Below are 18,154 nucleotides of genomic sequence, written 5' to 3' on the forward strand. Positions count from 1 at the left end.
ACCGGATGAGTTTTTTTATTTTATTTTTGCAAAAAGACATTCAAAATTATGCCGCTTCAGATAATCAATTTAACCAAAAAATTTGGTGAGCAGACTGCCCTAGACAACATCAATATTTCTATTGATAAAAATGAGATCATCGGTCTTCTCGGCCCTAATGGTGCCGGAAAATCGACCCTGATGAAATCTATTGTCGGAGCACTGAAAATTGATCAGGGTGAAATTATTTTTAATGGAAAAAATATCTCAGACCATGAGATTGAAAGCAAAAAGAAAATAGGTTTTCTTCCTGAAAACAATCCTCTTTATCTGGAAATGTATGTAAAAGAATACCTTCAGTTTGTAGCCAATATTCATAAAATCTCTGAATCCAGAGTAGATGAGGTCATAGAACTGGTAGGTATTACTCCCGAAAAGTCTAAAAAAATCGGTCAGCTGTCTAAAGGATACAAGCAGCGTGTAGGATTGGCACAGGCTATCATTCATCAGCCTGATTTACTGATTCTGGATGAACCTACCAATGGTCTGGATCCAAACCAAATCATCGAAATCCGTAATGTGGTAAAAGAAATCGGACAGCAAAAGACGGTTTTATTATCCACTCACATCATGCAGGAAGTGGAAGCGCTTTGTTCAAGAGTAATTCTTATTCACAAAGGGAATATACTTCAGGACTGCCCTATTGATGAATTTAAAGGCAAATTTGAAAGCCTGGAAGATGCTTTTGCAAGCTATACCGCATAAAAAATATGAAACCGCCCGAAAGTTTTTCGGGCGATTTTTTTAGTTTTTTATTATATATCCTACAGGTGCTGTAAGTTTTAAAATCTCATACTTTTTATAGTGAACCCAGAATTTATTTTTATCATGAAAATCCTGATTCATGTAAAGGGTATCTTTCTGAGGCAGAAGTACTATAAAAATATTTTTGTCAACCACTCTTATTTTCTCACTTACAATATGAATATCTGACAGTTCTTTTTTTGAAAAAAATGAATTTTCCTGTTCTATTTTTGAAGTTTTTATATTTTCTACAAGTTCATTTTTAACCAAATGATTGCGTACTGTAATCATTAAAAAAAATAAAATTAAGCTAATAAGCATTCCAAAATAAGCTCTGGATTCTTTTCTTACAATCTTACAATAGATTTCAATAATGGAGAAAATAAAAAAACTAATTACCAAAAGTGTTATAATGAGCTGAACAATATAAATCATTTTAAAACCTTAAAATTTAAGTTAAGAATTGTTATCTGCTTTTTCTTCTGTTACAGCAACCGTTTCAACATTTTTCTTCTGAACCTGCTCCAACAGCTGAAGTCCCAAAAGTCCGCTGATACCTCCATTCGCAGAATCCCCGCTTCCTCCGATTAATACTTCAGGCATTATTCTTACGTTTTGGCTGGCTATGTTTTCCATGATTTTTAATTGAGTAAAATTATTGCCGCCCATTGCTTCTACAGACAATTTGTAAGATTCTGCATTAGATTTACCGATAGCCAGAATTTTTTCTGCTTCTGCATTACCGGTTAATGAAATCTGTTCAGCGCTTGCCTTTGCCAGCAATTCTATTTTTTCTGCTTCAGCTTTTGCCAAAAGTCTTGTTTTTTCGGCTTCTCCGGTTGCAAGCAGCTTCAATCTGTCCCCTTCTGCATTCGCCTGTAGTCTTACAGAATTAGCGTCTCCGGTTGCTTTTTTCACAGATGCATCTGCTATTCTTTCTGCAATTACAACCCCTTGATCTGCTTTTACAATTTCTTTCTGCATATCAGCAACAGCTGTTTCTTTTTCCAGAGCCTGGCGTGTCTCCTGAGCCAGCATTTCAGTTTCGTACGTGATTTTCTGTTCTTCTGCCAGTTTTCTGTCTGTTAAGGTTTTCATTAAACTTTCCGGCGGAACAATGGCACCAATCAAGGTATCAACAGCGTTCACGTTATATTGTTCCAAAACACTGCTGATATGGTCTTTGGCAGATTGCTGTCTTTCTTTTCGGGTTCCTAAGAATGCAATCACATCACTGTCCTGTGCTGAATTTCTGAAATAGTTCCCAATGGTTGGCTCTAAAACCTGACTCACAAGATTGATCATATTTCCAAAGCGGGCAATCACTTTTGGAGCTTCATAGGTAGGAATATGAATAATTTGTGAAACATCCAGATTAAAAGGGAAACCATCTTTACTTCTTACTGTAATGGTTGAAAGATTTTTGTCTAGTTGGTGAGATTCGCTTCTTTCATATGCCCAATTCAATACCAAATTGGTGGTTGGAACAAGCTCAACCTTCATAATATAAGGATTAATTGGATATTTTCCGGGACCAATAGGTTCAGCCCAAACTCCTTTATGCCCTTTCTCTACAATATTTCCATGTTTAAAATCAACACCGCTCAAGTCTTTTCCATCTTCTCCCACATAGCTGATAATAACGCCCACATGGCCAATCGGGATTTCCGTCATTTTTACCATTTCTACTTTTGTGAACCAAGGGTTCAGGAAATAAGTTCCGGCAAGGATTACCTGCTCCTGAAGACCTTTATATCCTCCATTGTTTAAAAAGGTATCAACATCCTGAAATTTATTATGATCACTGATAATTTTACCGGCAATCTGACCTTCTTCCAGAGGACTTCCTTCCATTGTGGTGATAATTCCCACTGCATTATCAGGAATTTGGGTCATATCTGTTAATTCTATTTCAAACAGTAACGTATTGATCCTATAAGATCCGGGCGCAATAATTGCGGTCTGGCGGCCTTTTCTTCCTCCGTTTTTTAAAAAAGCTTCGGCATCCTGAAAAGAATCACAATCCACTTTTCTGGCTAAAATTCTTCCTGTTTCCAGTTCTATCCCATCTTTTGCCAGTAATAGCCCTATTTTACCCGTTGGTATCACTGTAAAAGATTGGAACTCTATAGAATACTGCCATATCCATTTTCCAAAATAGACTCCCGGAGCTAATGTCTGAGCCTGAAAACCTGCTTCTCCGCTGGTTGCAATTATCCTTCCTTCCGGAAGTTCCTGTTTACCAAGCAGCACAAATTTTTTGGTGACCAAACCAATTTTGTCCTGGGGAACAATGATTAATCCAAAGAAAATTCTTAAAATAAATTTGTAAAAAAATACGCACAAAAGCGCAATTACGGCCGGAACCATCCAGCCATGAAAAGCTAATTCCATAATTTGTTTTTTTGTTTTTTGATTAAAATTTGAAAACAGAGATTGTGCTCTGGCTTTTCTGAATATGAAAAAGCAGAGTACGAATGATATAATAATTCTTTCGAAAAAATTAAGAAGTTACTGGAGGAGATGTATTAAAAATCGTGAAGATGATTTCTGATACTTTTAATAGAAAAAACTTAAAGTTAATTAGTTTCATTTTGATAATAAAGGAACGAGATCCTTTGATGGTACAAATGTACATAAGAAAAGTATTCAGTTGTTTCAGAAATTCGCAATATTTTATCAATAAAACAATAATCAATTGAAAATCAGTATTATTATTTTCTAAAAATACCTGTTCAGCAGTTGTAAAAATCTAATTTCCAGTACTCTATATTTATATTCTAAATGGAAAAATGGCTTTATATTTGATAGAATCTAAAATGTTAACCAATAACCAATTCATATGATAAAGCATATTTTATTAGGAGCCTTCTGCTTAGCTCAGTTTTCATTCGCCTATGCCAAAGAAGTTCCGAATCCGAAAACAGATCATTTTATAACCACATCTGCTCTTCAGCAGGTACCCAAAACGGTTATTATTAAAACCAAAAAGTTTAAGATCAGAATTGACAAGCAGCCAAACGGCAAATACCTTTACCAATCGTGGAATTCCAATGCAAAGATTACTGCTAAACCAAGCATGATCATCAGTGATGGAGAACTGATTCCTGATGGCACGGGAGGGAATTATTACATTAACTTCAATAATGAAGGACACAGCTATCAGATCTGGAGAAATTACCTTACAGATTCTGCAAAAAAAGCTCCTTACACATTGGTTGTCAACGATGCTAATGACCGTGAAATTGTTCGTCAGGACGGGTATGTAGTGAAAAATTAAGAGTGTATAGGCTGGAAGATGGAAGAGAGAGGCTGGAAGTTGATAGTCTCATTTTTAGAATCTGCGGTCTTTCCAACTCTTCATATAAAATAAAAATCCTGTATTGATTGATACAGGATTTTTTACGTTCCGGATTGTCTTAATTCGGTAAAAAAAGCACTTTCTTCGTAGCTTTCTTTGGCTGCTTTGTAGCCGATATTGAAAATCTCTTCCAGTCTGTCTTTTCTTCGTTCAAAAGTTCCATAAGAAGATAGTTTCTGGGACGAAATGAACCAGTCGCAGTAATCAAATTTCACTTTTTCTATTCTGTAGGAAAGAAGATCATAAGAGCGGGAAACAATTGCTTTAATGGAGTTTAGGTCTTTAATCTTAGCTTCGTTGGGCGGAGACACAAATACACCGATCAGTTTATCACAATCTTCTCTGATGATATCTGCCGGGAAGTTATTCAACACTCCTCCATCACAGTACATTTCATCATCAATAATATAAGGTGTTGTGATTCCCGGGATGGAGCATGACGCAATAACAGCATCTACAATCTCAAAATCTTGGTCAAAAATCTTTTGGGTTCCGGCTACAAGTTCTGTGGCTACAATCTTTATTTCGATATCCAAATCTCCTAATTTCATATCATGGAAAATAGGTTTCAGATAGTTCCTGAAGATCACCGAAGAAACCAGCCCTGGCTGATTGAATGTGAAATGCTTCCAGTTGAAAAAATACACCGAATTAAAAAATTCCAGGATTTCTTCCGGCGTTTTTCCGATAGCATGCAGGCAGCCTACAATAGATCCTGCGCTGCAACAGGAAAGGATATCTACTTCAATACCTTTTTCCTGTAAGAATTTTAATACTCCTGCATGAGCGATTCCTTTGGTACCGCCTCCTGATAAAACAAGTCCTACTCTGTCAAAATTCATAGAATAAATGTAAGAAAACGGCCTGAGATAATTAAGTTAATTTTTATAAATATGCTGATTTTAAAATTATTTTAAGAAAAACCATTGTATACAAGTTAAAATTTAATCAGAAACCTTTTAAGAAAAACAGATAATAAGCATTAAACCTAACAGGTTTTTGAAACCTGTTAGGTTTAATTTACGTATATTTCTGATCAGCATCAAAGAAAAAAGCCCGGATAAATCCGGGCTTTTATCATATATATTTCTGTATATTTCAGATTAAATGTGAATCACTTCACCGTAAGCAGCAGCAGCAGCTTCCATAATAGCTTCAGAAACTGTTGGGTGCGGGTGAATAGATTTGATGATCTCGTGACCAGTTGTTTCCAGTTTTCTAGCTACAACAGCTTCAGCAACCATATCTGTTACTCCTTCACCAATCATGTGGCATCCTAACCACTCACCGTATTTAGCATCAAAAATTACTTTGATAAATCCGTCTGTATTTCCATTTGCAGTAGCTTTACCACTTGCAGAAAGAGGGAATTTACCCACTTTGATTTCGTATCCTTTTTCTTTAGCCTGCTTTTCAGTAAGACCTACAGAAGCTACTTCAGGGTGGCAGTAAGTACAACCAGGGATATTGCCATAGTCGATTTTTTCAACATGCATTCCTTTGATTTTCTCAACACAAGTGATTCCTTCTGCAGAAGCTACGTGTGCCAATGCCTGAGTTGGAATGATATCTCCGATAGCATAGTAACCCGGTACTGAAGTTTCGTACCATTCGTTTACCAATACTCTTCCTTTATCTGTCTGGATTCCAACTTCTTCTAAACCGATGTTCTCGATATTAGCAGCAATACCTACAGCAGATAATAAGATATCAGCTTCCAGAGTGATATTTCCGTTAGCTGTTTTTACAGTAGCTTTTACGCCTTCACCACTTGTATCAACGCTTTCTACAGATGCATTGGTCATGATCTCAATTCCTGTCTTTTTCAGAGATTTCTCTAAGTGTTTAGAGATTTCTTCATCTTCTACAGGTACGATGTTTGGCATAAATTCAACAACAGTTACTTTAGTTCCCATTGTGTTATAGAAGTCAGCAAATTCTACCCCGATAGCTCCAGAACCTACAACGATCATAGATTTTGGCTGCTCAGGAAGAGATAATGCCTGTCTGTATCCGATTACTTTTTTACCATCCTGTGGTAAGTTTGGTAATTCTCTTGAACGGGCTCCTGTAGCGATAATGATATGAGTACCTGTATATTCGGTTACTTTTCCTTCTTTATCTGTAACAGAAACTTTTTTACCTTTCTGTACTTTTGCAGTACCAAGAATTACGTCAATCTTATTCTTTTTCATCAAGAACTCGATTCCTTTGCTCATTTTGCTGGCAACACCACGGCTTCTCTGAATCACATTCGGGAATTCAAAGCTTGCCTCCACTTTATTCAAACCATAATCTTCAGCATGGTTGATATAATGAAAAACCTGAGCAGATTTCAATAAAGCTTTAGTCGGAATACATCCCCAGTTAAGGCAGATTCCTCCTAAATTTTCTTTCTCGATAATTGCGGTTTTGAAACCTAATTGTGCTGCTCTGATCGCAGTAACATATCCACCAGGACCACTTCCAATGACAATAATATCGTAATTCATTACTTTAAAAATTTTTATGCGAATTTAAGGAAAAATATTGGATGTTTCATGTTTCTGCAAACTGATCTTATATTGCATTAATAAAGCTATTTTTATTCAATTTTAAACAAAGAAAGAGAACACAAAATGCGTTCTCTTTCAATAAATTTTCTTTTACATTGAAAATTTCTCAAATTCCCATCTATAAAAAACGGCTTTTCTTGTTTTAATTACCGCAAAAATTCTGTATTATTTTGCCTGTCTAAGTAATCGCTTTTCAGTAGCATATCTTTGATTTAAGGCTTTCATCTGATCTCTCTTCATCTGTTTGGTGGCAAGAGGGTGATTAAGGATGAGTTTTTTCTCTGTATTATATTTTTTGGTAAGCTCCTGCATTTTGATATTTACCAACTCATTTTTTGTAGGATGTGGTGGAACTGGTGGATGTTTCTGTGCTGAAACATTCATTGACAAACCAAGTAACAATACCATTGAGATTAATAACTTTTTCATAATGTTCTTATTTTTTGAATGATTTCAATAAATTCTATTTTATTTAATTAAATTCATTCCGGTTCATCATGAATCTTGCATATATCATACCAAGATTTTTTATAACCCGTAAAAAACATGATGTAATATTAAAAGATGCTCTATTTTTCATACATTTATTTATCTTTTAAATAGGCGTTTATGAAGACTTCCACGAAAAAAAACAATCAAACTAAAGACAGTATTTGGATGAAAGAACCGGAAGATCACGATTTTCCTGCAGCACTGGATTATCTGGAACTTCTTTTCGTACCGGATGAGGCACAGAAAATGGTTGACCAACTTAAGACCGCTCCTACTATCACCAAAAAGTCAAAAGATATCTTAAGAGCCAGCAAGCTTGCTTTGCTTCCTGAAACCAATATTCATGTAAAGGAAAATCTGAAAAAGGTAGAAAAAAACAAGAAGCTTTCTCCTATACTGCTGGTAAGAGGTCAGCATGAGCTCATTATTGCAGATGGTTATCACAGATTATGCTGCAGCTATTATCTTACTGAAGATCTGGAAGTCCCCTGTCGTTTGATCTAAAATATTATTACTCCTAATTAACAACATAAAGAATTATTAGTATTAAAAACATATAAATAATTCTTTACAAGGTGAATTTTACATCATAATTTTTATATTTTTGCCTGAAACCAATTATATAAATATGAAAAAATACATCTCAATCCTTTTATTTGGTACTTTGCCTCTGTATGCACAAGTAGGTATTAACACATTAACTCCCAACAGTACTCTTGCTATCAATGGTTCATTAAGAGCTGGTTATACTCAAATCACTGCTACATCATATAATATTTTATCAACAGATCATTATATTACCTATAACGGAACAGCTGATGCTACTTTTACACTACCTGTTATCGGAACGGGAACAACCAGTTTTACAGGGAGAATTTATAAAATCAAGAATATCTCTGCCAACGCCATTACGCTGCAGGCTTCCAGCGGTAATACCTTAAGGATTGATAATACTCCCGTTGCTTCTTTTGTAATTCCTACAGGAGCTTATGCTGAAGTGGTAAACAACAGCAATACAACCGGGGGAACATGGGACTTATCTTTTACCGTTCTTCCAAAACCAAGCAATGTGGAAATCTATGGTACACAGCTTTTTATTCCGCCCCATGCACTGGGAACTACAGCTATTGCAGACTGGACGAACCATTTTAATCCTGCCTATGACTCTGGTTCTGCTACTGACAGATGGTGGATTGTGAGTAAAGCGTCTGTAGACAATGCACATTCTTCGCTTTATACCAATGCAAGTAGAATGACCCTGGTCTATGAATATCAGGGTACCCCGTTTAATGTTACAAATATGTATCCTATCCTTACGGCAGGAAATAACTCGAGTTTTCCGGATGTATTTACGGCTTCGTTTGTGAGTCTTGCTAACAATGGTACTGCGGGAAGAACGAGACTTACGGTTTCCGTAGCTCGTGTTGACTTTATGGGGAACAATGGTTCCAATAACAGTAACTGGACAGGAACTTTCTTACTGAACGTTCTTTTGGCGAGAAAATATTAGAAAATCTCAAAATATATACGAAAAAAGAGCAGAAATTTCTGCTCTTTTTTATGATTATAAAACTTCAATATTCTGTTTTAAAGGAAGGTTTTTTGATGAGTTGCCTATCATAATTCTGTAGGTTCCTTTTTCTACTGTCCATTCCTTTTTTTCATTTAAAAACTGTAATTGCTTTACCGGGACTTCTATGGTGACTGATTTTGATTCTCCGGCTTTCAGTTCTATTTTCTGAAATCCTTTGAGCTCAATAATGGGTCTTGAGACTGATGCCAACAAATCTTTTACATATAACTGAACGACTTCACTTCCTGTTTTTGAACCTGTATTTTTCACATTCATTTTAGCAATGATGGTATCATTTTCTGAATACTGAGTTTTATTTAACTGTAAATTGGAGATTTCAAAAGTAGTATAACTCAAACCAAAACCAAACGGATAAAGTGGTTCACCGCTCAGATCATAGTAGTCATTTCCTCTTCCAGTCGGATGATGATTGTAAGTTAAAGGTAATTGACCTTCCTCAATCGGAAAAGTAACAGGAAGCTTTCCTGATGGGTTTTCAACTCCGAAAAGCGTTTTAGCAACGGCATTTCCGCCTTCTTCACCCGGATACCAGACGTCTAAAATGGCTCCTACTTTATCTTTCCAGGTTGTAGTTTTTATGGCTGAACCTCCCACTAAAACAACTGTAGTCGGCTTATTTAATTTTGCAACTTCATGAATAAAAGATTCCTGATTTCCCGGCAGACTCAGTGATGAACGATCCTGAAATTCTCCTTCATGAATTCCGGCTGTAACAATGATATAGTCTGCTTTTTGAGCAAGATCTAAAGCTTCTTTAAAATCTTTCTGATAATTTTGCAGGCCGTAGTTCCAGATCAGCTCCAGATTGGCTTCACCACGATTTTCATGGAATTCAATCCTAAGGTCATATTTCTTTCCTTTTGTAAAGTCTACCTCAACTGTTTTGGAAGAATAACTTAGTTTTTCCCATTGATCAATGAGTAATTTTCCGTCAAGATATAATCTGAACCCATCATTTCCACGCAGCCCCAACTGATATTTCCCGAAATCCGGAGCTTCCAGTTTACCCGTCCAGCGAATACTATAATTATCCGGCTGAAGCTTTTCAGGATTGGGAGAATATAAAGTCCATTTAAAATTAAACTGTTCATCTTGTTTTTCAAAGGTCGGATTTCCCTTTAAATCTGTATTGGAAAAGTAACTTCCTTTTAGTCCTTTTTTATTTTCGGAGGTTAAGTATTCATTTGAAATGGTGGTAAACTCTTTTAGATTCCAATCAATACCTTTGGAGTACATGATTTCAATGTCTTTATTTGGGGTATAATTTTTAAGCCCATCCAGAATATTTACTTTCTTATTTCCCGGCCCTGAATAACCGCCTAATCTTGCATCCACAGCATCTGTACCCACCACCAGAATCTTTTTTACAGTCTCAGGAACAGGAAGTGTCTGATTATTATTCTGAAGCAAGACAAAGGATTCTGCAGCTGCTTCTTCTGCTAAAGGCTTATGATTTAATTTCTTTAATTCTTCAATTTCTTTAGTCGAAACATAAGGATTTTCAAATAATCCGAGCTCGAATTTAGCTCTCAATACTCTTGAAATAGCATCATCAATTCTTTCTTTTGAGATTCTTCCGTCCAAAAACGGAGGCATAAAAAGTTTGTAATGTTTATATTCTGTCTGAAAAATCACATCAAGCCCTGCATTGATAGCCTGTGCAGAAGCATCATCATAATCTTTTGCCGTAAAATGCAGCACATTCGCACCACCCACTGCGCTTGCATCACTGATGATGAATCCAGTGAAATTCCAGTCTTTTTTTAATTTTTCTGTGAGCAGCCAATGATTTGCGGTGGAAGGTCTTCCGTCAAGCAGATTATAAGAAGTCATCACTGAACGGCTTTTTCCTTTTGTAAAGGCAGTATGAAAAGGAATTAAATGAGTTTCCTCAAGGTATCTTTTGCTCCAATGAATCGGGTATGAATCTCTTCCTCCTTCTCCCACATTGGCTAAAAAGTGTTTTGGAGTGGTAATAATTCCCTTATTTTCAAATGAAGTGACAAAGCTGACTCCCATCACGGATGTCAGAAAAGGATCTTCACCATAGGTTTCTTCTGTTCTACCCCACCTTACGTCGCTAGCCAGATTAATTACCGGTGTCAGAATCTGACGGATTCCTCTTAATTTTGATTCTTTGGCAATAGCTGTTGAAACCTGAGCCATCAGATCTGTATTAAAAGTGGCAGCCAGAGCAATTGATTGTGGAAAAGCTGTCGCCCCTTCCCGAACCAATCCGTGCAAGGCTTCATCAAAGGGAATAATCGGAATTCCCAATCTTGATTCTTCCACAAAATATTTCTGAATGGCGTTGATTTTTTTTGCTAATTTCTCAGCATCTTCATTTGCATTATACTTCAACAATTGTCCAGCGACTCCGTCCCCAAGATTTCCTGCACTTACCTGCAATCCAAAAATTCCGTGGGAATATTGTCCTTTCGGGACGTTATCCAAATCTCCGGGAATCATAAAGCACTGCCAGAATTTTTCTTCGGGAGTCATTCTCTTCAACAGATCCTGAATTCTGATTTCAATGGGTTGTTTTGGATTTTTATATATAGGTTTTTGAGCAGAGATAAATACTGAGCCCAATAAGAAAATTCCTATAATTTTAAATCGAAGTTTAAGATACATCTCAAGAATAATTTAGTTTAAAATTTTTTCTTTTACCTTGAAGCAAAAGAACAAAAAGTTCAAGTCTTGGAAATTTAAGTCACCAATCAACTATTGCATTATTTGAATTACAGCAGCATATTTCAGATTTTCTCTTTCTTCAGGTAATTTAATTTCGAGGATGTTTTCTGCTGTTTTTTTCCATTGAATTTTGTTTGATAATCCTAAAACTTTCACTGATTTTGGTTTAAAATTTTCGGGAATAGAAAAGGTAAGAACTGCCGGAGCGTGATATTCTGACTGTTCTTCAAGATGAAATACATTCAATGTATGGTGATCCTTGCTTTGTGTATAATAGTAATTTCCTTCGTGATACGGCGCAATGCTTCTGGTTGCAAAAATCGCAGACTGGTTTTTCTCCATCCAGCCGGAAATCTGCTGTAGTCTTTCATAAACAATCGAATCGTAATCTCCAGTGGGTCCAGGGGCGATATTCATGAGATAATTCCCTCCTCTTGTAATGATTTTAATTAAGGTTTCAATTATTTTTTGAGAAGTTTTATAATTGTCATTCGGAACATATGAGAAGGAATCTCCCATCGTGATGCAGCTTTCCCAGGGAATGGAAAGAGCATGCTCCGGTACGGCCTGCTCAGGAGTCACATAGTTTTCCCACCTGCCGGGAACAGTACGGTCCACAATGATAATCCCAGGCTGGTTTTTTCTGGCCATTGTTCCTATTTTATCCATATCAATATCCTGTTCTACTTTAATGGTACGCTGCCATTCCACTTTCTGGTCTATGGTGTTAAAAGGACGTACCCAGCCTCCATCCAGCCAAAGAATATCCACTTTACCATAATTTGAAGTGATTTCGTTGAGCTGATTGAAGGTGAATTTTTTAAAGTTATTCCATCTTTCCGGATATTTCTTCGGATCATAATTCACATTTCTGTCTTTTGGCGGAAAGTAAGACCACCAGTAATCATCAGAATGCCAGTCAGGTTTTGAAAAGTAAGCTCCTATTTTAAATCCTTCTTTTCTGAAGGTATTGAAAATTTCTTTTGTCACATCTGCTTTTGGATTTTTTGAAAATGGTGTCTTGGGAGATGTGATTTTATAATCTGACTGTTGGGTATCAAACATGGCAAAACCATCGTGATGTTTGGTGGTAAAAACCACATATTTCATTCCTGCTTTCTTCGCTGCGTCAGCCCATTTTTGCGGATTGAACTGGGTTGGATTGAAAGTGGTCTGAAGGTTTTCATAATTTTTCACATATTCGTAGTAAGATTTCCCGTTTTCAGGTTTTCTCTGTGTCCATGATTCGTCTTCGGGACATAAACTCCAGCTTTCTACAATTCCCCACTGGCTGTAAGTTCCCCAATGCATAAAGAGCCCGAATTTCATATCCTGCCACTGCTCCAGATTCTGAGCAACCAAAGGATCTGTAGGCTTCTGATAGCCGTCAGACACATTATGAGCCTGCGAAAATGCTATTGAACTTATTAAAAAAGAGGAAAGAAAAAAAGGTTTTATGTTGGATATAACCGGCATATGGAATAGTTTTCCGCTAATTTAATTATCCTTTGTGAAACCCGCAAACATTAGGATTCCAAGAGATTAAGAATGGCTTCATCAAATCCTGGATATGAAAACTGAAATCCATTTTTTATGAGTTTTTCCGGATAAACATTCCGGCTTTTTAAGAGCAATTCTGTTTCTGTATTCAGAAATAAAGATGCTATTTCCAGCTGCCACACTGGTGCATTGAGCCCAAAAGGCATTTTCATTTTATGTCTCAGTTTTTTCATCATATTTTCATTGGAAAGCGGAACCGGAGCGGTTACATTGACAATCCCTGAAATAGTCTCATGCTGAATAATCCAATCTACTGCTTTGCAGAAATCGTCAATATGAATCCAGCTTACCATTTGATTTCCTCTTCCCTGTTTTCCTCCCAGGCCAAGCTTTGTAATGATTTTCAGTTTTGGAAATGCGCCACCGTTTTTTCCGAGAACAATAGAAGTGCGAAGGGCAGCTTTTCGTATATCGTCATTTTTAACTTCGAAAAATTCTTTTTCCCAGCTTTTGCAGATATTCATAGAAAAGTCATCTCCTATAACTCCGTCTTCTTCTGTATTGAGATGCTTTTCGGAATGAACATAAATAGTTGCAGAGCTTGCATTCAACCAGATTTTTGGTTTCTCAGAACACTGATCTACAGCTTTCTGTAATATTTTTGTGCTCTCGATTCTTGAAGAATAGATTTCCTGTTTATTTTTCTCATGATAACGGCAGTCGACAGATTTTCCTGTCAGGTTGATGAGGACATCTGCTTTTTCAAGACTGTTTTTCCATTCGCCTATGGTTTGAGCATCCCAAAAGATTTCATTTTTACGTTTAGGATTCCGGGTAAAAATGTAGACCTGATTTCCTTTTTCTGTAAAGTATTTGTCTAAGTTTTCGCCAAGGAATCCGGTGCCTCCGGCTATGATTATTTTCATTGTTAAAGGTTTAAAGTTTTGAGTTCAAGGTTTAAGGTTTAGGGTTTAACCACAAATGACACAGATTTTCACAGATGTTTATGAATAGAGCATGATGTTTTAATCTCTTTATTTTTTAGCTGATGTATTTTTTTGTTTTGACTTGAATTTCTGAACCTTCGGCAAGCATTACTGAAATAGGCTTTTGGTGATTTAAATATTCAAAATCATTTCCGTAGATTTTTCGAAAATCAATTTCCAAATGATGTTCTTTTACGGTGTACCAACTCCATTTTGGATGGCAAACTTCATACTCAGAGGTTGCATTTTCCTTTTTTGTAAATCCAAAATAATGTTCTGTAATAAATTCAAATTCCGAGTTTTCCTCCATTGGTTTTGTTGTATTTTCTGCCATAATCTGGATAGAATGCCAGCTTTTATCTTTCCATGAATACCGGATCAGAAGTTCACCATCTTTTTCATCAATCTGGTTTTTCATGGGCATGGTATGATAATTTTCTTTGTAAATGGAATTGGCGACAAAGCTTAATGCAGGTTTTGGAACAATCTCTTTGATGAACACCACACCTCTTTTCCAGATTCCGTTTTCTTTTTTCTTTACATAAAATCTTAGATTCACTTCTTCAAAATTCCGGTGAAAAGGGATTGGAAACCCTAATAATCTTGTATTTAAAAACATAAATCCCACAAGACTTACATAACATTTACCGTTATAAAAATCGAGTTCCGTTCCTTTTGGAAGATAGGGCAATAAGATTTGAGGATCAATTTCGTAATTGATGATGGCTAATTTTCGCCATTCTGCCTGTAAAAAATTCATAACTGTTTTTTTTGGTTAAAAAATGGCTATTCCTTCACGGGTTGAAGATTCTGCAATAGCTTTGATCATTTCGTTTCTTTTAAGTAAAAATTTTCTGAGATATCCTGTAAGAAAAATGGCATTAAATAATTTCCCAATGATGCCCAGCGGAGATTCAAATTCAAAAATATCTGTCATGAGAGTTTTTCCGTTTACCGTTTTAAAAATATGCCGGTGGCGCATGGATTTGAAAGCGCCTTTCTGCATCACATCTATGAACTGGACTTGTTTTTCCATGCTGACAATTTTTGTTGTGAGATTTTGATACACTCCCAGATGTTTTGCACGCCAGGTTACGGTTTCATTTTCTTCAATCAGCCCTGAAGTACGTCCTGCAATTGCTTTTTCATGAGATTTTGAAGTAGACTGCTGATGCAGATCAATATTTCTTGCGAGATCAAAAACATAGTGAATATCTGCTTTGATGACTGTATTTAAATAGATTGTTGACATTTTTTAAAAGGTTTGTTTTTTATTTAATTCCGGTAAAATTTTATCTATTCTCTCTGCAAGCTCCGGAAGCTTTATGGTGGGTACAGCAGGAAAAAGATGATGTTCCATATGATAAAACATACTGAAAGTGAGTTTGTTCTTCCAAAATCCACGCTGTGTCCTTGCAATATCCGGATGTCCGTGGGTATCGTGATGAACGGTCCATACGGCAAAAAATGCCATCAGAAATTCACCTAAAATCATGACCAATACATGATACATCATAAAATGAATTTGAAAATAAAATACAAAGGCTATGAGAATAGCTATAGATCCCAGTTCCAGCAACAGATTTTGCTGATATGCCTTATTTGCTTTTTTGAAAGTAACCCAATGAATCAGGAACATATGTCTGGGACCATACAAAATAGCCTGATACCATTTCATAGAAGCTGATTTCCCTTCATAATCATCTTCTGAAAGACAGAATTTATGATGTCTTATATGATTGAATTTTACGGCATGAATAGAGGCCATCATAGTTAAACTGTTAAGATATAAAGACAACCATGTTAGTCTCTTACCAATCCCTAAAGAATTATGAAAACCATTATGCACCTGTCTCAATGCTGTAAGAAAATAAAAACCTGAAAACGGTAATGCCAGTATATAATATTGTTGATAAGCCAGGAATATTGAAATAAAAAACCATGGCAGACTGATATTATTTTCAATCAGCATTTCTTTAAAGGAAAGATGTTTCAGGTCTTTCCATTGTATTGCTCTGATAACTTCAAGATGATTCATTTTTTATTTTTTTAAATGGTTTTCAGAATGATGATTGGTAAGATTCATAAGTGCTGTAACAATCATAAACATATGCTGCGGCCATAACTGGACTATATAAAAGAGATGCCATCAAAATATATCCAAAAAAATCATTGATATTTTTCTCTATAAACAACACTGTTACAATAATCCAAATTGGTATTATTACAATACCATATGCGATATAGAACACTGACTTTTTTTTTCCAAGAAATAGCTTGATCAGGAAACTTATCAATTGTGGAATTCCTACGATGAAATAAAACAGAACAAATCCCGACAAACCAGCAAATGTAAAAGCCTGAGGTCCTATTATGATGAAGAACAGCTGAACGTAATAATCATATTTTACAAATGCTTTCATGGTTATAAATATTTAAAGTGATCCTTTTCTTCTGAAATAAATAATCAGGAATAAGTGAATGATTAAATTTTTCATACTTATATTTATTTAATATTTTCAGTAATTTTTGAAATATATTTTCAAATAAAAATCAGTTTCTTTTCACATGAAGAATTTCAACCAGGTCCAGGTATCTTTTGTGAGATATGATAGAAAGTTTATTTTTAACAAACTGGTTTTTAAGATCTTCAAGACTTTCATTTTTATTGATATAATGGAAAAGTTTTCCAAATTCGCTTCCAAAAAGCGTCGAAACAAGCACTTCGATATACCATTTCACACAGCTGAATCTCCACTTTATTTTCGGTTTTACAAATTCTACAATGATGATTTCACCTTTTTCATCAATAATCCTTGACAATCTATCGGCAAAAATCGGTTTCTGATGTTCTTCTATCGTCTTTGTTCCGTAAAAGCAGAGGATAATGTCCATAGAATGATCCGGAATTTGGCTTTCAAAAAAATCTCTTTGAATTTGCTGTACTGATAGTTTATTTCCAAATGTTGCAGCTAGTTTCATATGCATTGCTGAAGAGTAATCCAATGCTACAATTGCTGTATTTTTATTATGTGACTGTATAAATTCCAGGTTTTCTCCCTGTCCGCTCATCAGATCCAAAACTCTTTTATCTCCATAGCTTTTCACTTTTTGAACGGCCATCTTTCTGAACAGTCTGGTAAATCCTAAAGATGCAATTTCATTAATATAATATCTGGGTTGCAGCTGGTCAAAATATTGTTGCAGATCATTCATTTTCAGATTGTGTTTTTATAGATTGTAATACATGGGCTTGCATTTTATCAATAATATAGCCTGACCATTTTTTCCAGTACCAGTTGGGTGCTATTTTATAACTGTATTTTGTTTTTGCAATGATCTTTGTTTTATTTTCTGATAGTTTGTCTAAGGTAATTTCGCCATATTTCACAATAAAATAATCATGTAAATGTTTAGCATCAATATTTTCATAAGGTGTTATTTCTTTCATTGGAACGGTCTGATTTTCCAGAGAGAATTTTACTTTTTTATTTTCTATAAATTCATCAATATTAAGACGTAATTCATCATTATTGGTCTTACAGCTATAACCAAATTTTCCGTTTTTATTCACCAGTTTTATATTTTTTGGATAGCTGACTCCCTTTTCAAAAAGAATAAAATCAGGGGCATTGAAACTGATTTGTGTATTTAAAAGCTTCCAGACCTTCTCGTTTGGTGAGTTTATAATCATTTCTGTTGTAACAATCTCTTCAATAGGCTTTGTATAGGTATCAAAAATATAAGATGCCGGATTGATGAAAAGAATAAATGCTATAACGCTCCCTGTATGTCTTTTCTCATCAAGAACCCCAATAATAAAACCAATAGTGAATCCCACGAACATAGCAAATCCGATAAATGGGATAGCCATAATAATGCAAATAGCCCCTTCTGTTCCGGCTGCTATCAGGAGCAGAGAGAAAATAACTAATCCTAATACTATTTTAAAGATCGTCTTCAGAATATTCGAAAATCCAATTTTTTTGAAATACTTTACATATCCAATGATAAATCCTATAGAAACCGGAATAGTAAAAAATAGAGTTACGCCATATTCGCCTTGGGCAACCAGAAAAAACCACACTCCAACAATTAAAACAACTGCTAGAAATAAGCTTAAATAAAGGTATTGTTTAAAAAAATTCTTCATGATATTATAAGTTTTATATTTTCAGTAATTTTTGAA

The 18,154-nt window shown here is 35.4% G+C and carries 18 protein-coding genes; 4 read left to right on the top strand and 14 right to left on the bottom strand.

All coding sequences use genetic code 11. From position 1 onward, the window contains the following. Positions 1-48 precede the first annotated feature (48 nt). Positions 49-744, top strand: a complete 696-nt coding sequence (locus CLU97_RS13225; protein ID WP_121488344.1) for an ABC transporter ATP-binding protein — start codon at positions 49-51, stop codon at positions 742-744. 39 nt (positions 745-783) lie between these two features. On the opposite strand, the gene CLU97_RS13230 is transcribed toward CLU97_RS13225, so the two are convergent. Beyond that, positions 784-1,074, bottom strand: coding sequence for a hypothetical protein (locus tag CLU97_RS13230; protein WP_147436483.1), 291 nt, complete (start codon positions 1,072-1,074; stop codon positions 784-786). A gap of 165 nt (positions 1,075-1,239) precedes the next feature. Beyond that, positions 1,240-3,177, bottom strand: a complete 1,938-nt coding sequence (locus tag CLU97_RS13235) for an SPFH domain-containing protein (protein WP_121488346.1) — start codon at positions 3,175-3,177, stop codon at positions 1,240-1,242. A gap of 448 nt (positions 3,178-3,625) precedes the next feature. Between CLU97_RS13235 and CLU97_RS13240 the strand changes: the two genes are divergently transcribed. After that, positions 3,626-4,063: a hypothetical protein gene (locus tag CLU97_RS13240; protein WP_121488347.1), complete on the top strand. Its 438-nt coding sequence runs from the start codon at positions 3,626-3,628 to the stop codon at positions 4,061-4,063. A gap of 122 nt (positions 4,064-4,185) precedes the next feature. On the opposite strand, the gene CLU97_RS13245 is transcribed toward CLU97_RS13240, so the two are convergent. From CLU97_RS13245 to CLU97_RS13255, 3 genes are all read right to left on the bottom strand, one after another. Then, entirely contained in the window at positions 4,186-4,986 is an 801-nt protein-coding gene (locus CLU97_RS13245; RefSeq protein WP_121488348.1) for a patatin-like phospholipase family protein, read from the bottom strand. Positions 4,987-5,247: 261 nt separating this feature from the next. Then, complete coding sequence (gene lpdA, locus CLU97_RS13250; protein ID WP_047378183.1) at positions 5,248-6,636, bottom strand: dihydrolipoyl dehydrogenase; 1,389 nt, start codon at positions 6,634-6,636, stop codon at positions 5,248-5,250. Positions 6,637-6,864: 228 nt separating this feature from the next. Continuing rightward, positions 6,865-7,128: a hypothetical protein gene (locus CLU97_RS13255; protein ID WP_121488349.1), complete on the bottom strand. Its 264-nt coding sequence runs from the start codon at positions 7,126-7,128 to the stop codon at positions 6,865-6,867. A 180-nt stretch (positions 7,129-7,308) separates the two neighbouring features. Here CLU97_RS13255 and CLU97_RS13260 point away from each other — a divergent pair, with 180 nt between their 5' ends. Beyond that, a complete protein-coding gene (locus tag CLU97_RS13260) occupies positions 7,309-7,695 on the top strand; it encodes a hypothetical protein (protein ID WP_121488350.1) in 387 nt (128 codons plus the stop codon). Between the two features lie 124 nt (positions 7,696-7,819). Further along, entirely contained in the window at positions 7,820-8,701 is an 882-nt protein-coding gene (locus tag CLU97_RS13265; RefSeq protein ID WP_121488351.1) for a hypothetical protein, read from the top strand. Between the two features lie 54 nt (positions 8,702-8,755). Here the strand turns inward: CLU97_RS13265 and CLU97_RS13270 are convergent, their stop codons facing one another. From CLU97_RS13270 to CLU97_RS13310, 9 genes are all read right to left on the bottom strand, one after another. Further along, positions 8,756-11,419, bottom strand: coding sequence for a glycoside hydrolase family 3 protein (locus tag CLU97_RS13270; protein ID WP_121488352.1), 2,664 nt, complete (start codon positions 11,417-11,419; stop codon positions 8,756-8,758). Positions 11,420-11,509: 90 nt separating this feature from the next. After that, positions 11,510-12,955 carry an alpha-L-fucosidase gene (locus CLU97_RS13275; protein WP_121488353.1) on the bottom strand — a complete coding sequence of 482 codons (1,446 nt, stop codon included), beginning with the start codon at positions 12,953-12,955 and terminating at the stop codon, positions 11,510-11,512. Between the two features lie 50 nt (positions 12,956-13,005). Next, the gene (locus CLU97_RS13280; RefSeq protein ID WP_121488354.1) at positions 13,006-13,905 is read right to left on the bottom strand and encodes a TIGR01777 family oxidoreductase; all 900 of its coding nucleotides are present in this window, start codon (positions 13,903-13,905) and stop codon (positions 13,006-13,008) included. Between the two features lie 115 nt (positions 13,906-14,020). Continuing rightward, the gene (locus tag CLU97_RS13285) at positions 14,021-14,725 is read right to left on the bottom strand and encodes a YqjF family protein (RefSeq protein WP_121488355.1); all 705 of its coding nucleotides are present in this window, start codon (positions 14,723-14,725) and stop codon (positions 14,021-14,023) included. A gap of 15 nt (positions 14,726-14,740) precedes the next feature. Next, the gene (locus CLU97_RS13290) at positions 14,741-15,217 is read right to left on the bottom strand and encodes an SRPBCC family protein (RefSeq protein WP_121488356.1); all 477 of its coding nucleotides are present in this window, start codon (positions 15,215-15,217) and stop codon (positions 14,741-14,743) included. A 3-nt stretch (positions 15,218-15,220) separates the two neighbouring features. Beyond that, entirely contained in the window at positions 15,221-16,003 is a 783-nt protein-coding gene (locus CLU97_RS13295) for a fatty acid desaturase (RefSeq protein WP_121488357.1), read from the bottom strand. Between the two features lie 22 nt (positions 16,004-16,025). Further along, positions 16,026-16,388 (bottom strand): hypothetical protein, encoded by a 363-nt coding sequence (locus CLU97_RS13300; RefSeq protein ID WP_121488358.1) that lies wholly within the window; start codon positions 16,386-16,388, stop codon positions 16,026-16,028. A gap of 130 nt (positions 16,389-16,518) precedes the next feature. Next, entirely contained in the window at positions 16,519-17,181 is a 663-nt protein-coding gene (locus CLU97_RS13305; RefSeq protein ID WP_121488359.1) for a methyltransferase domain-containing protein, read from the bottom strand. Beyond that, a complete protein-coding gene (locus CLU97_RS13310; RefSeq protein WP_121488360.1) occupies positions 17,174-18,118 on the bottom strand; it encodes a hypothetical protein in 945 nt (314 codons plus the stop codon). Before CLU97_RS13310 ends, CLU97_RS13305 begins: the two co-directional genes overlap by 8 nt. Positions 18,119-18,154: the final 36 nt, after the last annotated feature.

The organism is Chryseobacterium sp. 7, assembly GCF_003663845.1.
Taxonomy (GTDB): Bacteria; Bacteroidota; Bacteroidia; order Flavobacteriales; family Weeksellaceae; genus Chryseobacterium.

Excerpts from the sequence above, each read along its gene's own strand:
- CLU97_RS13235 (WP_121488346.1), bottom strand. The coding sequence starts at position 3,177 with ATGGAATTAGCTTTTCATGGCTGGATGGTTCCGGCCGTAATTGCGCTT.
- lpdA (WP_047378183.1), bottom strand. The coding sequence starts at position 6,636 with ATGAATTACGATATTATTGTCATTGGAAGTGGTCCTGGTGGATATGTT.
- CLU97_RS13295 (WP_121488357.1), bottom strand. The coding sequence starts at position 16,003 with ATGAATCATCTTGAAGTTATCAGAGCAATACAATGGAAAGACCTGAAA.
- CLU97_RS13240 (WP_121488347.1), top strand. The coding sequence starts at position 3,626 with ATGATAAAGCATATTTTATTAGGAGCCTTCTGCTTAGCTCAGTTTTCA.
- CLU97_RS13255 (WP_121488349.1), bottom strand. The coding sequence starts at position 7,128 with ATGAAAAAGTTATTAATCTCAATGGTATTGTTACTTGGTTTGTCAATG.
- CLU97_RS13305 (WP_121488359.1), bottom strand. The coding sequence starts at position 17,181 with ATGAATGATCTGCAACAATATTTTGACCAGCTGCAACCCAGATATTAT.
- CLU97_RS13300 (WP_121488358.1), bottom strand. The coding sequence starts at position 16,388 with ATGAAAGCATTTGTAAAATATGATTATTACGTTCAGCTGTTCTTCATC.
- CLU97_RS13270 (WP_121488352.1), bottom strand. The coding sequence starts at position 11,419 with ATGTATCTTAAACTTCGATTTAAAATTATAGGAATTTTCTTATTGGGC.
- CLU97_RS13225 (WP_121488344.1), top strand. The coding sequence starts at position 49 with ATGCCGCTTCAGATAATCAATTTAACCAAAAAATTTGGTGAGCAGACT.
- CLU97_RS13275 (WP_121488353.1), bottom strand. The coding sequence starts at position 12,955 with ATGCCGGTTATATCCAACATAAAACCTTTTTTTCTTTCCTCTTTTTTA.
- CLU97_RS13310 (WP_121488360.1), bottom strand. The coding sequence starts at position 18,118 with ATGAAGAATTTTTTTAAACAATACCTTTATTTAAGCTTATTTCTAGCA.
- CLU97_RS13290 (WP_121488356.1), bottom strand. The coding sequence starts at position 15,217 with ATGTCAACAATCTATTTAAATACAGTCATCAAAGCAGATATTCACTAT.
- CLU97_RS13265 (WP_121488351.1), top strand. The coding sequence starts at position 7,820 with ATGAAAAAATACATCTCAATCCTTTTATTTGGTACTTTGCCTCTGTAT.
- CLU97_RS13260 (WP_121488350.1), top strand. The coding sequence starts at position 7,309 with ATGAAGACTTCCACGAAAAAAAACAATCAAACTAAAGACAGTATTTGG.
- CLU97_RS13285 (WP_121488355.1), bottom strand. The coding sequence starts at position 14,725 with ATGAATTTTTTACAGGCAGAATGGCGAAAATTAGCCATCATCAATTAC.
- CLU97_RS13230 (WP_147436483.1), bottom strand. The coding sequence starts at position 1,074 with ATGATTACAGTACGCAATCATTTGGTTAAAAATGAACTTGTAGAAAAT.
- CLU97_RS13245 (WP_121488348.1), bottom strand. The coding sequence starts at position 4,986 with ATGAATTTTGACAGAGTAGGACTTGTTTTATCAGGAGGCGGTACCAAA.
- CLU97_RS13280 (WP_121488354.1), bottom strand. The coding sequence starts at position 13,905 with ATGAAAATAATCATAGCCGGAGGCACCGGATTCCTTGGCGAAAACTTA.